The organism is Lentzea sp. NPDC003310 (genome assembly GCF_040610935.1).
Taxonomy (GTDB): domain Bacteria; phylum Actinomycetota; class Actinomycetes; order Mycobacteriales; family Pseudonocardiaceae; genus Lentzea.
This window is the reverse complement of sequence record NZ_JBEXNC010000026.1, coordinates 79,590-92,235: the sequence shown is the minus strand read 5'-3', so window position 1 is coordinate 92,235 and position 12,646 is coordinate 79,590. Positions and strand designations below refer to the sequence as shown.

General features: G+C 65.0%; 22 protein-coding genes. 15 read left to right on the top strand and 7 right to left on the bottom strand.

The window, feature by feature from the left end; translation table 11 throughout:
- The first annotated feature begins 51 nt into the window (after positions 1-51).
- Complete coding sequence (gene rfbC / locus ABZX02_RS39745; protein ID WP_355306576.1) at positions 52-651, top strand: dTDP-4-dehydrorhamnose 3,5-epimerase; 600 nt, start codon at positions 52-54, stop codon at positions 649-651.
- Here the strand turns inward: rfbC and ABZX02_RS39740 are convergent.
- Entirely contained in the window at positions 641-916 is a 276-nt protein-coding gene (locus tag ABZX02_RS39740; RefSeq protein WP_355306624.1) for a S24 family peptidase, read from the bottom strand. The genes rfbC and ABZX02_RS39740 overlap by 11 nt on opposite strands.
- A gap of 101 nt (positions 917-1,017) precedes the next feature.
- Here ABZX02_RS39740 and sodN point away from each other — a divergent pair, with 101 nt between their 5' ends.
- A complete protein-coding gene (gene sodN, locus ABZX02_RS39735; protein WP_030476597.1) occupies positions 1,018-1,425 on the top strand; it encodes a superoxide dismutase, Ni in 408 nt (135 codons plus the stop codon).
- Positions 1,426-1,561: 136 nt separating this feature from the next.
- Here sodN and ABZX02_RS39730 read toward each other — a convergent pair whose 3' ends face one another.
- Genes ABZX02_RS39730 through ABZX02_RS39720 form a run of 3 tightly spaced genes read right to left on the bottom strand, consistent with a single transcriptional unit; the run spans position 1,562 to position 2,657 of the window.
- On the bottom strand, positions 1,562-1,858 hold the full coding sequence (locus ABZX02_RS39730; RefSeq protein ID WP_355306574.1) for a hypothetical protein: 297 nt from the start codon (positions 1,856-1,858) through the stop codon (positions 1,562-1,564).
- Complete coding sequence (locus ABZX02_RS39725; protein WP_355306572.1) at positions 1,858-2,295, bottom strand: MerR family transcriptional regulator; 438 nt, start codon at positions 2,293-2,295, stop codon at positions 1,858-1,860. The genes ABZX02_RS39730 and ABZX02_RS39725 overlap by 1 nt, the downstream gene beginning before the upstream one ends.
- Positions 2,292-2,657 (bottom strand): hypothetical protein, encoded by a 366-nt coding sequence (locus ABZX02_RS39720; RefSeq protein WP_355306570.1) that lies wholly within the window; start codon positions 2,655-2,657, stop codon positions 2,292-2,294. Before ABZX02_RS39720 ends, ABZX02_RS39725 begins: the two co-directional genes overlap by 4 nt.
- A gap of 81 nt (positions 2,658-2,738) precedes the next feature.
- Between ABZX02_RS39720 and ABZX02_RS39715 the strand changes: the two genes are divergently transcribed.
- The 4 genes from ABZX02_RS39715 (at position 2,739) to ABZX02_RS39700 (ending at position 5,392) form a co-directional block, all read left to right on the top strand.
- Positions 2,739-3,071 (top strand): YnfA family protein, encoded by a 333-nt coding sequence (locus tag ABZX02_RS39715; protein ID WP_355306568.1) that lies wholly within the window; start codon positions 2,739-2,741, stop codon positions 3,069-3,071.
- A 199-nt stretch (positions 3,072-3,270) separates the two neighbouring features.
- Positions 3,271-3,615: a metalloregulator ArsR/SmtB family transcription factor gene (locus ABZX02_RS39710; protein WP_355306566.1), complete on the top strand. Its 345-nt coding sequence runs from the start codon at positions 3,271-3,273 to the stop codon at positions 3,613-3,615.
- Positions 3,612-4,298: a cation transporter gene (locus ABZX02_RS39705; RefSeq protein WP_355306564.1), complete on the top strand. Its 687-nt coding sequence runs from the start codon at positions 3,612-3,614 to the stop codon at positions 4,296-4,298. Before ABZX02_RS39710 ends, ABZX02_RS39705 begins: the two co-directional genes overlap by 4 nt.
- A 578-nt stretch (positions 4,299-4,876) precedes the next feature.
- A complete protein-coding gene (locus tag ABZX02_RS39700; RefSeq protein WP_355306562.1) occupies positions 4,877-5,392 on the top strand; it encodes a hypothetical protein in 516 nt (171 codons plus the stop codon).
- A gap of 85 nt (positions 5,393-5,477) precedes the next feature.
- On the opposite strand, the gene ABZX02_RS39695 is transcribed toward ABZX02_RS39700, so the two are convergent.
- Together ABZX02_RS39695 and ABZX02_RS39690 are read right to left on the bottom strand one after the other, a co-directional pair.
- Positions 5,478-6,104 (bottom strand): hypothetical protein, encoded by a 627-nt coding sequence (locus ABZX02_RS39695; RefSeq protein WP_355306561.1) that lies wholly within the window; start codon positions 6,102-6,104, stop codon positions 5,478-5,480.
- Between the two features lie 8 nt (positions 6,105-6,112).
- Positions 6,113-7,534, bottom strand: a complete 1,422-nt coding sequence (locus ABZX02_RS39690) for a helix-turn-helix domain-containing protein (RefSeq protein WP_355306559.1) — start codon at positions 7,532-7,534, stop codon at positions 6,113-6,115.
- Positions 7,535-7,820: 286 nt separating this feature from the next.
- Here ABZX02_RS39690 and ABZX02_RS39685 point away from each other — a divergent pair, with 286 nt between their 5' ends.
- Positions 7,821-8,192, top strand: coding sequence for a hypothetical protein (locus ABZX02_RS39685; protein ID WP_355306557.1), 372 nt, complete (start codon positions 7,821-7,823; stop codon positions 8,190-8,192).
- A gap of 218 nt (positions 8,193-8,410) precedes the next feature.
- Here ABZX02_RS39685 and ABZX02_RS39680 read toward each other — a convergent pair whose 3' ends face one another.
- Positions 8,411-8,812, bottom strand: a complete 402-nt coding sequence (locus ABZX02_RS39680; RefSeq protein WP_355306555.1) for a GntR family transcriptional regulator — start codon at positions 8,810-8,812, stop codon at positions 8,411-8,413.
- Between the two features lie 124 nt (positions 8,813-8,936).
- On the opposite strand from ABZX02_RS39680, the gene ABZX02_RS39675 reads away from it, so the two are divergent.
- The 8 genes from ABZX02_RS39675 (at position 8,937) to ABZX02_RS39640 (ending at position 12,645) form a co-directional block, all read left to right on the top strand.
- The gene (locus ABZX02_RS39675; protein WP_089914370.1) at positions 8,937-9,326 is read left to right on the top strand and encodes a hypothetical protein; all 390 of its coding nucleotides are present in this window, start codon (positions 8,937-8,939) and stop codon (positions 9,324-9,326) included.
- A gap of 195 nt (positions 9,327-9,521) precedes the next feature.
- Positions 9,522-9,734 carry a hypothetical protein gene (locus ABZX02_RS39670; protein WP_355306553.1) on the top strand — a complete coding sequence of 71 codons (213 nt, stop codon included), beginning with the start codon at positions 9,522-9,524 and terminating at the stop codon, positions 9,732-9,734.
- The gene (locus tag ABZX02_RS39665; protein WP_355306551.1) at positions 9,731-9,997 is read left to right on the top strand and encodes a hypothetical protein; all 267 of its coding nucleotides are present in this window, start codon (positions 9,731-9,733) and stop codon (positions 9,995-9,997) included. The genes ABZX02_RS39670 and ABZX02_RS39665 overlap by 4 nt, the downstream gene beginning before the upstream one ends.
- 3 nt (positions 9,998-10,000) lie before the next feature.
- On the top strand, positions 10,001-10,186 hold the full coding sequence (locus ABZX02_RS39660) for a hypothetical protein (RefSeq protein ID WP_355306549.1): 186 nt from the start codon (positions 10,001-10,003) through the stop codon (positions 10,184-10,186).
- 79 nt (positions 10,187-10,265) lie between these two features.
- On the top strand, positions 10,266-11,636 hold the full coding sequence (locus ABZX02_RS39655; protein ID WP_355306547.1) for an FtsK/SpoIIIE domain-containing protein: 1,371 nt from the start codon (positions 10,266-10,268) through the stop codon (positions 11,634-11,636).
- 48 nt (positions 11,637-11,684) lie between these two features.
- Positions 11,685-12,149 carry a hypothetical protein gene (locus ABZX02_RS39650; protein WP_355306545.1) on the top strand — a complete coding sequence of 155 codons (465 nt, stop codon included), beginning with the start codon at positions 11,685-11,687 and terminating at the stop codon, positions 12,147-12,149.
- On the top strand, positions 12,146-12,460 hold the full coding sequence (locus ABZX02_RS39645; protein ID WP_355306544.1) for a WhiB family transcriptional regulator: 315 nt from the start codon (positions 12,146-12,148) through the stop codon (positions 12,458-12,460). Before ABZX02_RS39650 ends, ABZX02_RS39645 begins: the two co-directional genes overlap by 4 nt.
- On the top strand, positions 12,460-12,645 hold the full coding sequence (locus ABZX02_RS39640) for a hypothetical protein (RefSeq protein WP_355306542.1): 186 nt from the start codon (positions 12,460-12,462) through the stop codon (positions 12,643-12,645). Before ABZX02_RS39645 ends, ABZX02_RS39640 begins: the two co-directional genes overlap by 1 nt.
- Position 12,646: the final 1 nt, after the last annotated feature.

Below are 12,646 nucleotides of genomic sequence, written 5' to 3'. Positions count from 1 at the left end.
GGCAGGAAGCACCCGATCGGTCAAGAAAGATTGACGCCTTAGAGTGACGGCATGCAGGCGAGTTCGCTGAAAATTGACGGCGCGTTCGAGTTCACCCCTCGTTCATTTCCCGACGACCGCGGCGTGTTCGTCTCGCCGTACCAGGAGGCCGCCTTCGTGGAGGCGGTCGGGCACCCGCTGAGGGTCGCCCAGACGAACCACAGCGTGTCCCGCGCGGGCACGATCCGCGGCATCCACTACGCCGACGTGCCGCCGTCGCAGGCGAAGTACGTCTTCTGCCCGCGCGGCTCGTTCATCGACGTGATCGTGGACATCCGCGTCGGCTCCCCCACCTTCGGCCAGTGGGACGCCGTGCTCGTCAACTCGTCGAAGTGCAACGCGGTCTACCTCGCCGAGGGCCTCGGCCACGCGATGATCGCCCTCGAGGACGACACGACGATGAACTACCTCTGCTCCACGGTCTACAACCCGTCCGGCGAGCACGGCCTCACCCCGCTCGACCCGGCACTCGACCTCCCGTGGCCGCGCGAGCTCGAGTTCCTGTTGTCGGAGAAGGACACCGCCGCCCCGACCCTCGCCGAGGCGTACGAGGCCGGCGTCCTGCCGCGCTACGACGACTGCCTCGCGCTGTACGCGTCCCTCAAAGCCTGAAAGCAGGCCTCGGCCATAGTCGAGCTTTGACGACTCCGAGCACCTCCGCAGGTCCGAGGTGTTCGGAGTCCGTGCTCGCGAACGGGTTGTCGCCCACCACGTGCCACCCCCCGTCCACTTGATGAGAGACACGTTTGACCGACAGCTGACCCGGCCGACTCGCCCACCGCACCAGCGCGATCTGCCCCGGCCGGGGCGTCACACCCCACCTGACCAGCACGATGTCGTCGTTCCTGAGGGCCGGCACCATAGACGGCCCGCGCACGAGCACGGTGGAGAGACGCGGTCTCAACGATCACCCTTCGATCAGCCGGAGTAGGGTCCTACCTGTCGGAGCATCCACTGTTTTTCATTCTGGGAGGAACGATGCGACTCGTGTCGCGCATTCTCCGCCCACGCGTTGAGGCGACCGCGCACTGCGATCTCCCCTGCGGCGTGTACGACCCGGCCCAGGCCCGGATCGAGGCCGAGTCGGTCAAGGCGGTCCAGGAGAAGTACCAGGCGAACGAGGACCCGGAGTTCCGGGAGCGCGCCGTCCTGATCAAGGAGCAGCGCAGCGAGCTCGTCAAGCACCACCTGTGGGTGCTGTGGACGGACTACTTCAAGCCGCCGCACTTCGAGAAGTACCCCGAGCTGCACGACCTGTTCAACCGCGCCACCAAGGCCGCGGGTGCGTCGGGCACCAAGGGTTCGATGGACCCGGCCTCCGGCCAGGCCCTGCTCGACCTGATCGCCCAGATCGACAAGATTTTTTGGGAGACCAAGCAAGGCTGAGGTCAGAGCCTTGTAAACGACGCTGACCAGCGAAAACCCCTTTCGTCGGTCAGCGTCGTTTGTCGTCTTTTGGGGTTGCTTCACGGCCCCCAGACGGCCCAAGTCAGTCCACAATGGACCCACCTTTCCGCCGTGCTCAGCAGGAGCAGTTACCGCCCGCACACCCGCCGACGCCCTTCGCCGCTGCGGCTCGGGTGACTCGGCGGTAGTGGCGGAACCACAGGCCTACCGCGATGACAGCCCCCGCGACAGCCAGTGCGACGAAGACGTTGGTCAGCAGTGCCGCTCCTGCCCCGGTGAGCAGTCCCGCCGCGACGAACAGCGGGAAGGCACAGCAGGCAGCACATGCCGCGATGGCAAATCCCCCGATGGCCTTGCTACTGCGGGGCGGACCGGCCTCGACGGGTTCGGTCGAGTGGGGTGCGGATGTCATCAGCGGTCTCCATGAGGGTCGGCCAGTTCGGCGAACGGCAACGGGCAACACGAGCTGGTAGCGCACACCGCGAGGTCGTCACACCCGGCGTCGAGTGCAGTCAGCAGGGCCGTGCGGATGGTGTTGAGGTCAGAGATGCGCGCCTCGACCTCGTCCAGCTTGGTTCGGGCGCGGGCCTGCAACCCGCTGTCGGTCGGAGTTCCGTGGCGGTGACGTCCGGCGTCGAGCAGGTCGGCGACCTCGTCCAGCGTGAAGCCGAGTCGTTGAGCGGCCTTGATCACTCGCAGGGTCGTGACGGCGTCGGCTGGGTACATCCGGTGGCCACCCAATGAGCGCTCGGGTTCGTCCAGCAGGCCGCGACGCTCGTAGTAACGCAGGGTCTGGATGTTCACCCCGGCCGCCTCGGCGACCTGGCCCGTGCGCAACAGGTCTGTCATGTGCCCGCCTCCGCGCTCTGCATCTGGTCACGGGCGCGGGCTTCGAGTCCGTCGAGCACGTCGGTGTGGACCGGTGGAACCTCAACGTCGAGGTGAAGCGCATCCTCGGTGGGAGTGAAGGTGAAGACGAAGAACGAACAGCACTGACTCTCCCTGGCGGTCAGGTCCCGCGCGGTCGTCTCCACGTCCCCGCCGGCCTTGAGCTCCAACCGCAAGTGCGTTCCGTCCGTCCTGCGAAGATCGGTCAGAGCGCTCGCGAAAAGGGCGTCGAACTCGGCGATGCGCAGCGGCTGCTCGACGGTGGGCAGCGTGCACGCCTGCGGTGCCCAGACCTCGCCGGTGCCGGTCTCTGTGGTGGCCATGTACCGACGATAAGCCTGTACCTAGGTACAGGATGCAAGCCTGATCAGGGCATTTGTGATCGGCTTGGGTAGCTTCAGCCGGTGACCGTTCTGCGTTCGATCGTGCTGTTCGTCCTGGCCGCCGTGCTGGAAATCGGCGGCGCTTGGCTGGTGTGGCAGGGAGTGCGGGAACACCGCGGCTGGATCTGGATCGGCGCGGGCGCACTCGCACTGGGCGCGTACGGCTTCGTTGCCACTCTCCAGCCAGATGCGAACTTCGGCCGAATCCTGGCTGCCTATGGTGGCGTCTTCGTAGCCGGGTCGTTGGCCTGGGGCATGGTCGCCGATGGCTACCGGCCTGACCGATTCGACATCCTCGGCGCCCTGATCTGCCTCGCCGGAGTGGCAGTGATCATGTATGCGCCCCGCGGCTGAGCCACGCTCAACAGGCGTCGCTCGAACATCCTGCACGTCGATTCGTCGGCAAGCCTGTGGGCTGGTCGACGCCGCCAAGGCGGCGAGCAGTCCATGGGCGCGGCAGCCGAGCGCCCAGACCCGTGATCGAGCCGAGTTGCGCGCGCTCGTTCCCGGCCGACACTTCTAATGCGTCAGCGTTGGCTGTACTGTTCAGCACGTGCTGACAGGTGAGACCCGTGAAGATGCCCTGGCCCGTGTCGGGCGTGCGCTCGCTGACCCCACGCGGTGCCGGTTACTGGTGGCGCTCCTCGACGGCCCCGGATATCCCGGCCAACTCGCGGAAACGCTTGGCCTCACCCGGTCCAACGTGTCCAACCACCTGAGCTGCCTCCGCGGCTGCGGTCTCGTCGTGGCGTCGATGGAGGGCCGCCAGGTCCGCTACGAGTTGGCCGATGCGCACCTTGCCCGTGCCCTGCGTGAACTGGCCGCCGTTGTGCTCGCTGTCGAGACCGGTCCGGACTGCCTCGACGAACCCGTCGAGATCAAGGAGACAACTCGATGAGTCACGAGGTCGACAGACAACCGCCGGCCGCCACCGACACGTGTTGCGACGGCTGCTCGGCGGACGCTCCGGCCAAGCCTTCCCTGTCAGACGACCGGCGAGCGGTGCTTTCCCGACGAGTGCGGCTCCTGGTCGGCGCGACCATCACCTACAACGTCATAGAAGCCATCGTTGCGATCACAGCAGGTACGGCAGCCTCATCGGCCGCGTTGATCGGCTTCGGCCTGGATTCCACCATCGAGGTGGCCTCCGCTACGGCTGTGGCCTGGCAGTTCTCCAGCAAGGACCCGGAAGCTCGGGAGCGGGTCACGCTGCGGATCATCGCCGTGTCGTTCTTCGCGCTCGCTGCGTACGTGACGTTCGATGCGGTGCGCGCACTGTTCGGCACTGGAGAGGCCGAACACTCCACGGTCGGCATCGTTCTGGCGGCGCTGAGCCTGCTCATCATGCCTGCGTTGTCGGCGGCACAACGGCGCACTGGTCGTGAACTCGGCTCCGGCAGCGTGGTCGCAGACTCCAAGCAAACCCTGCTGTGCACGTACTTGTCCGGAGTGCTGCTGGTCGGCCTGGTCCTCAACAGCCTCTTCGGCTGGTCCTGGGCAGACCCGTTGGCAGCTCTGGTGATCGCTGGCGTAGCGATCAAGGAGGGTCGCGAGGCCTGGCGCGGCGAACACTGCTGCTGACGGCTTGCGCCGCACGGCCGCCCGGCGCAGCGAAGCGGATGCCGGGCGTGCCGGGATGGATGGAAACGCCGGCTGCGTCAGAGCTGGTCGATCATCAGACCTCGGGCGTCATCCCGACATGAAGCTGATCCTGCGGGCAACGGTGGCGGGTCAAGACATGTTGTCCCGTCGTGACGCGGTGCCGTTGCCCGTGGCCGATCATGGCGTGTCGGGATGACGCCGTTCCCCTCTTCCGCGGTGCCCTGTGGGGGCTGCTGGTCGTGGCCTCGTCCGTCGCGGACAGCCCCGGTTGCCTCGACGGCGCCGACGCGGGCCGCCAGGCCCGCTTGGAGGCGCCGAACAACACTTCCGGGGCTGGGCTCCGCGACGGATGCAGGCACGAACGACCAGCGGCCCCCGCAGGGGGCCGCCTTGATGAAGAAAAGAAACTCTGAACACCGGCGTCAACCCGACAGAGTCAGACTTCGTCTGCAGGAACGTCCGACGCTCAACGCGGGCCTTCGGCTACTTCTGACGATTGCCGCCACGATGCAGCCAAGCACCACCCATGACAAGCCGACATGGCTACAGTGGCTGCCGTGGACGCATGGGCGAAGCGAGACATGAAACTGACTAGCGGCGGACAGTGGGAGCCGATCGACGTTCTTGAAGGCATGGACGAGGCCGGCGGCCGTGACATCAACAGCTGGTTGGAGTCTCAGGGTTGGCAGGACTTTCTTGAAGTCGGCAATCCCGAAGGTGGACTGCTCTTCATCGAGACGTGGATGCGGCATCGCGATGATGGGCCGACCCAGTACCTGATCTTGATCGGTGGTACCCACGCACTCTCGCCGTACCTCGTGACAGAGAGCCTGGTTGATCTCATGGACCTGCTCAGTCGCTGGGCGCCAGCAGTCCAAGCTGCGTGGGTAGCCGACGCCATTAACGAGCTGAGCCGCCCTCACCTCTCGACTTATGGACTTGTCGAGATGATTGCTGGTCGAGCAAGTGTTGGATCAACCGAAACCGCTGAGATACTCCTACGAGAACGTCGGGAAGATCAGCAGATCCGCGCTCGCCGTCGCCGTGAACGTGCAGATTCCACCAAAGACTGAGCGCCTCCGCCACTCTTGTGGCCTGCCGTCAGACCCACTCACCACTCACTGACGGCAGGCCACACAGCATCTCGGATCATCACTATCAATTTTGGTCTTCGGCAATTCTGTCGATCGGCTCTATAAGGCCCACCGACGGCGAGCTTGGCTTCAGTGCGGCGAGATCCTCTGGAGAGTCGTCAAACGGCTCGTACTGCCAACTTTGATGTGCACCCAGACGCGGTGCACCTAGGTCCTCGCGCGCAGCCGCAATGAATAGGCGCTCCGCCTCGATCCGCCTGGGCAGCAAATGCGGACGATAACAGAGAGCAACAAATCTCCCGGCAGCTTCAACAACTTTTGTGGGCGCTAGCAATTCAACCACTGACATAGCTTCGTTTATTTGAACAAACGAGGCTCGCCATCGCGCCGACACCCGCTCCACTTTAGCATTGAACACGTCAATATCTTCATTCGACGGTTTCGTGCGCGCGTCTAGCTCTTTTCCCTCGACGTCCAGGTCACGATGCTCTTCGCGCGCATCCGCCGCCTCGCTGCAAGCGTTCAAAAAGTCCGCATACGCCTTGCGTTTATCTACGATGAAACGCAAACGATCTTCTCGATTGCGAAGCCGTTTGGCTGCAAGTTCGTCGATTCCCCACTTAATAAGAATACCTGCAAGCACACCAATCAGGGCGGCGACTCCAGAGAACCACCAAGGACCGCTCGACATCTACACCTCTACGAATGCGGGCTCATTGCAGGCAGCAGGGCTCCAGACACGTCCATGAAGTCACGCACAGAAGGCGAATCTGCGTGTACTCGGAGTCGAGTTCGCAGGTCAGCCACTGCTTCGATCGAACGCGATGACTTCACCGTGGCAGCTAGTTTCGCCGCCGCCATACCTGCTGATGCGGCAGCTTCCAGGTCCCGCGCAGCGAGCGCAGAGCGCGCAAGAGCAGCTTGAGCCATCGAACCTCGTCGTGCCCTGTTCTGCCGCTCTGACTCTGCGATGGAGAGGCCCGCGAAGTGCGAAGCCTCCTCAGGCCGTTCGAGGTCGCGGAAGGTGTGGGCGTACTCGCCGTTCAGGTACGCGGGGTCGATGAACCTCGCCCACTCCGGCTCGTCCTCGGGCTTCACGTTCTCGAACACGGTCTCCGACAGGTGGACACTCCGCGCTGCGGCCTTCCCGTCACCCATCGCTGCTTCGGCCCGACCCTGCAACGCGTACAGGTCGGCCAGGCACGCGTCCGAGTGCCCCTTGGCCAGCAGCCCGGCGCGTCCGGCCTTGGCGAGCTGGACGGCGTGCTCCGGGTTGCCGGTGAGCGTCGCCTGATCCGAAAGGCCGGCCAGAACGTGGGCGCCAAGCTCCGGGCTTCCCGCGGCTTGCGCCAAGCGGAGCGACTGGATCAGGTACCGCTGCGCGAGAGAGTGCTCGCCGTTGTCGAACGCCATCCACCCGAGCAGGTACAGCTGCTCCGCGGCTGCCTCGTAGAGGGACTGGCCGTTGGGCGTCGTCGGGTCGTTGGACTTCAGCAGCGGGACAACGTGCGAGGTCAGATAGGCCGCAAGCTGTTCGCGGGCATGGCCCCCGCCGCGCATAACGTCGAGCTCCTGGAACACACCGAACGTACGGCGGATCGCCTCAACCTGCTGCGTACTGATCTTGCCGGTTGCCGTGGTGGCCTCGTCGAGTGTGGCGAGCAACCAATCTCGGCTCGGTGCGACCGATGCGGCGACGGAGAACAGTGCGCTGGACAGGAAGGTTCGGCGTTCCATGTCGTGCCTCCCAAGCTCGGCTACGACTTCCACCGTAGCCGGAAGGGAGGCGGCATATGCAAGACCAAGGTCGGAAAGTGATTTCTCTTGCGGTGCTTGGGTTTCCGCATCGCGAGAAGTTGCACCTGCACGGAACCAACGCAGGTTCTGCGGAACCTTCAAGGCGTTACACCAGCGCTCAAGGCGTTCGAGGTCCGACTCGGGGCGTCGGCGGCGTTCGATGACGCTCACCTGGCCCTGCGTGACGTCGAGCCACGCGGCCAAGGTCGACTGAGGCAGGACCGGACTGTGCGCCTGGCGGTAGGCGCGGAAGAGCTGGCCGATGCTGCGGGACCGCAGGGCCTCTTGGATCTCCGGTTGCCCCCAGAACTCCGGGCGCTGCACCGGCGCGTGCGCTGCCTGAGCTGCCTCGCACCGGCCACACAGAGACCCCATGCGATCGGCCGCCAAGAGGGTGTCGCAGGTGCGGCAACGGCGCTTCGCGGAACTCAAACGCCACTCCTCCCCTGCCAGCCAACCCCCGGATACCAACCGAGTGTAGCGGGTCGGATACGCCCCTAACCTGGACTTATCGATGTCAGCGATACGGCTATCGGTAGTTGATATTGGATCGATGCTCCGCGCGGGCGAATGTGGTTTCACCAGGACCAGAACATGGAGGTGAAACCCGATGGGGTTCTACGTGCTGGTGCAGCCCGAAGAGGACGCACGAGTGGAGTTCGTCGAGCACGTCCAGGGGCACCCAGCGCTGATCATCAGCTGTGGGGGCTCACAGATCACGGTGCAGTCGCCGGGACGCCAGGACGGACCCTCGCTCACGATCGCGTTCGCGCGGCAGCTCGGGGACGCGGCGCGGCTCTACGCGGATCGTCTCGACGGCCTCACGCGGCTGGCACCACTCGACTTCGAGAGCTTGGCGGCCCAGGTTGGCACCACCCCTGCTGAGGTCGCGGAGCGGACGGAAAGCCGTCATGCGCTCCGTGATGACGTCTGGCCCGACGACGACAACCCGCTTGTGATCGAGGCGGGCGAGCAGAGGTGATCAGCCGTGCTGCCGAAGCACTCGCGTCATTCGCAGTGACGTACGCGGGAATCGTTGCCTGGCAACGGTTTGTCGCATGGAGGGCAGAGCAGCCGACACGCAGGAAGAACGGCCTGTAGGAGACGGGGGAAGCACGGTGTCTGGAACCGGATGGACAGCTGAGGACCTGCGGGAGTTGCACGCCTTGTCCACGAAGCTGGTGGCCCAGGTCGAAGACCTCAACGAGCGTCTGACTCGGATTGAGGATCGTCTGAAGTGGAGCCAAAAACCTCGGCCTCGACCGCAGAAACACGCCGGCTGAGGTCGTCCAGCGCACCGCTGATCTTCCCCAGGATCTCTCGAAGCTCATGCGGGGAGCCAACTTCGGGCTCCTCCGCGTGGGCTTCGGGCTTTTTCACCACGATGGTGCCTTCGCCCTGACGCGAGATCACCAGTCCCTCGGCCCGCAGGACGTCCAAGGCCTTCTGAAGGGTCATGACGGCACGACCGTACTTCGTCTGCAACTCCGCCAGAGACGGCAGCTTGTCCCCCACCTGAACAGCGTCAGTCGCGACGAATCGACGCAGGTCATCAGCGATCTGCTGATACGCCGGCCGCGGGTCCGCGGGATCAAGAGCCATGCACACACTGTAGCGACAAAGCTAGCAAAGCTGAATATCACCCGATCGGACCAGTGACTCTTCTAGCTCTACTAGCTATGTTGGTAGTACTGATAGAGCAAGTCCTACTGCGAGAGGTACCAACGTGGCTCTGAACGACATCCCGGTGATCCTGACCCACTACAAGCTCATGATCACCGAAGCGCCCTGCGTGAAGATGCGCGAACTCGACGGCGGACAGCTGGTGCCCGTGATCGACCGCCATACGAACGAAGAGCAGTTCGTGGTGGTGCTGTTCGCCAAGCCCCGACCGATGGAGGGCCGTCGCAAGGCGAAGGGCGAGGAGATCCGCGTCAACCTCCCCCGCGACCCCGGCGAGGGGTTCGAGGAGGGCGACTACATCGAGCTGATCAACCCCGTGATCAACACCTACGAGATGCGCGGGGACGACGGGAAGATCACCGCCTCCGGCCTGTGGTTCAAGGCCGACGGCCTGACCCCTGCGGCACGGATCGTGTCGGTTCCCGCGGCTTAGTCCCGCAAGCCCTGCCCGGTAGGCCGGTCGCCCGCTTCGAGTCGGGCCAGGGCACTCAATTTGTTCTTTGAGAATTACACAGTGAGTCGAACCATGCCTAAATCCGGAGCATTTCGCGTGCTCCGAGAGATTCGGTGAACCCAGGTACGCGCCTTCGTTCCTGGGTTTGCCGTGCCTCCCGAAAGGAGTTTCGGCATGGATGAGCGCTCGTACCCGATCGAACTCGCCGATCCGGACGGCGACGATCCGCGCTTCACGTTCGGCTTCGTCCACGAGGTTGGCGAAGTCCTTGCGAAGCACGGCTTTCCGGGCGTCGGGCAGAGCTGGCGGGACCACCTGGAGTTGCAGCAGGCGCTGTACCGCTTCATCTACGTGGGAGACACCAGGACTGAGAGGTTGGTCAGTTGATCCAAGAGATGTTGAACGAGCGGGCGCAGCAGCGGTACGGCGCGTTCGTCGGCGCGATGGACTTCGTTGAGGAACTGCTCGTGCCGTTGGAAAAGCTCATCAACAAGATGAGCGTGAAGCCCGGAAAGGCCGGCAGTTGGCGGGTCGCCACGCCAGACGAACTCAAGGGCTACCTGCGGACCGCGCGGAACGACCTCAGTGCGCTCCGGGAGCAAGCCAAGCGGCACGAGATCAATTTGAAGGCCAAGGAGTGGGGAGCCTGATCGATGTCTCACCAGCTCGACAACGCCGTGTCCAACCTGGACCAGGCGATGAAGCAGCTCCGCACGGCAATGGACGGCATCCCGGTTCGCCGTGAGGGCTTCACGGACCTGCGGCGCCGGTTCGTCCGATCGGTCAGCGTGCTGACTACGGAAGCGTCCTACGCCCGCGGGCAGCTGCCCAAGGACTAGATCCGCACTGATCAACGCGGCGGCCGATCTTCGACACGTTCGAGGGTCGGCCGTCGTGCATCTACCTAGGAGTTCAACAGTGGGTTGGAAGTGGAACGCAAGCAAGCGTGTTGTAGCCGCCGAGTTCCGCGCGGCGCGGTGGCTGGCCCGGAACCCAGAATGGATGCTCGCCCCATCCGCAATCGCGGCCGGCGCCTGCACGCTCGGACCAACGACCACCGGCTACGTCCTCGGCGGCGCGGCTGGTGCGACCGGGCTTTGGTACCGGGGTCACCCGGACTCCTTCGACACCTTGGCGGCGCCGGTCCTGAGGGCATGGCAGCGTCGGTGGTTCGGCGCCTACTCCGGTGGACGCTGGCGAGACCTGATGGACGTGCACAAGCTGACAACCGAGCACCGCCGGAAGAAGGTCACGAACTACCCGCGCGTGGTGCGTGTCCGGTCGTACTCGCCGTCGATCGACACCGTGTTGGTGAAGCTGGCCAAGGGCCAGTCACCGATGCACTTCGCCCGCCAGGCCGAAGAGCTGGCGCACGCGATAGAGGCTGAACGAGTCGCAATCGAGCTGGTGAAGCCGGGTTACGTGGCGCTCGTGGTCCAGCGTGACGAACCGTTCACAGAGATCATTCCGGCGCCGGACATGCCCGATCACTCCGAGGACGTCGATCTGCGGGCGGTGCTGCTGGGTGAGGACGAGTACGGCGGCGACTGGACCGAACCCGTCCAGGGCACGCACACCCTGACGGCAGGCGGAACCGGGTCGGGCAAGAACTCGCTCGCGTTCGCCAAGCTTCGCTCGATGGCACCGCTGATCCGGGACGGCATCGTCCGCCTGTGGGTCTGCGACCCGAAGTACCTGGAGTTCGCGGCCATCAAACCGATCACGGAGAACCGCTACGCCGACGACACGGGTGATTGCCTGGAGCTGATCGAGGCCTGGGTGGATGACATGGAGCGTACCCAGAAGCGGATGCAGCGGGCGGGGCTGCGGTCGGTCCAGCCGTCGCGCGAGTACCCGCTCAACCTGCTGATCGTGGACGAGATCGGTTCGCTCGTCGCCTACCGGCCGGAGTACGCCCGAGAGATCACGGCCCTGCTGGCTCGCGGCACCTCGATGGGACGGGCGACCAACCATGTGGCGGACGCCTACATCCAGGAGCCAGACAAGGACACGCTGAAGATCCGGGACCTGTTCCCCAACCGCGTGTGCCTGCGGGCCACCGCGCCGACACACCCGGACATGGTGCTGGGTGAGGGTGCACGAGAGCGGGGCGCGATCGCCGATCAAATCCCCGCCGTGCCTGAAACGGCCGGCATCGGCTACCGGACCGACGAACGTTCTCGCGTCCCTCGTCGGGTCCGCGCGGCGTACACGACGGACGACAACATCCGCGAACTCGTGGAGTTCGTCCGCAATGGACAGACCGGCTCAATCCGCTCGATCGCCTGACCTTCTTTCACCCCAACACTTTTCGCCACTAAACGTGGAGGTCTTGTCATGCCCGAAAACAGCGCTCCTCGACGTCTGGACGGCCTGCTCCGCTCTGTCCGCGGCCACATCCGCACGCTCGGCCTGCCTCGGCCGGACCGCCTGGTCATCTCCACGCCGTCCGGCTCGGTGCACGCCGAATTCACCTCCGGCACCGCACCTGACCGGCTCGCGTGCCTGCTGGTCTGGGCGGCCTCGCTGCACGGGGTCGAGCTGACGTGGTCCCTGCAAGCCGCGGGAACCCTGTCGGTTGCCGCGACCGGACGGACCAAGTCCGGGATCACGCTGGGGCTGGCAGCGTCGGCCTCGGTGGTCGAGCTGGGCGGCAAGCTCAAGTCGGGCTCGGCGGCAGTGCTCGCTAACACCTTCCGACTCTCCGCCTGCACGCCCGAACAGGTCACCTTCGATGAGGTCGCCCAGGTCGTCCAGGCCGCGCGTCGTAGCCCGTCCTCGCCGCTGGCGGTGGCTGCGTGAACACCGAACCGCACGGCTACCGCGTGCTGATGAAGCTCCTGTTCGGCGGCGAACCGCCCGCCTGGCGTGACCAGGCCGCCTGTACCGACGCCGATCCGACCCTGTTTCACACCGCCGGCCGAACCGCCGCAGCCAAGGCCGTGTGCGCCACCTGCCCGGTCCTCGCCGAGTGCCGAGAGAACCAACTCAGCTGGGAAGCGAACGGACCCGCTCGGTACCGAGACAACGCCTTTGGCGTCGTGGGCGGCCTGTCCGGCGCTGAACGTCGCCGCATCCACTACCCCACCAGGAACGCAAAGGACGTGGCCTGATGAAGCTCGTACTCGCTGTCCCGGTCAATCTCCGCAGCTTCGCCCGCGTCGCTCACATCGTGTTCGCCGCTGCGGCCTCGCTGGTCTGCATGTACCTGCTGTTCGGGTTCGTCGGGCTCCTGGTGCTCGTTGCCGAATTGCTGTGGCTCGGGACTCTCCTCCGCAAGGCCGCATACGGAAAGTAGG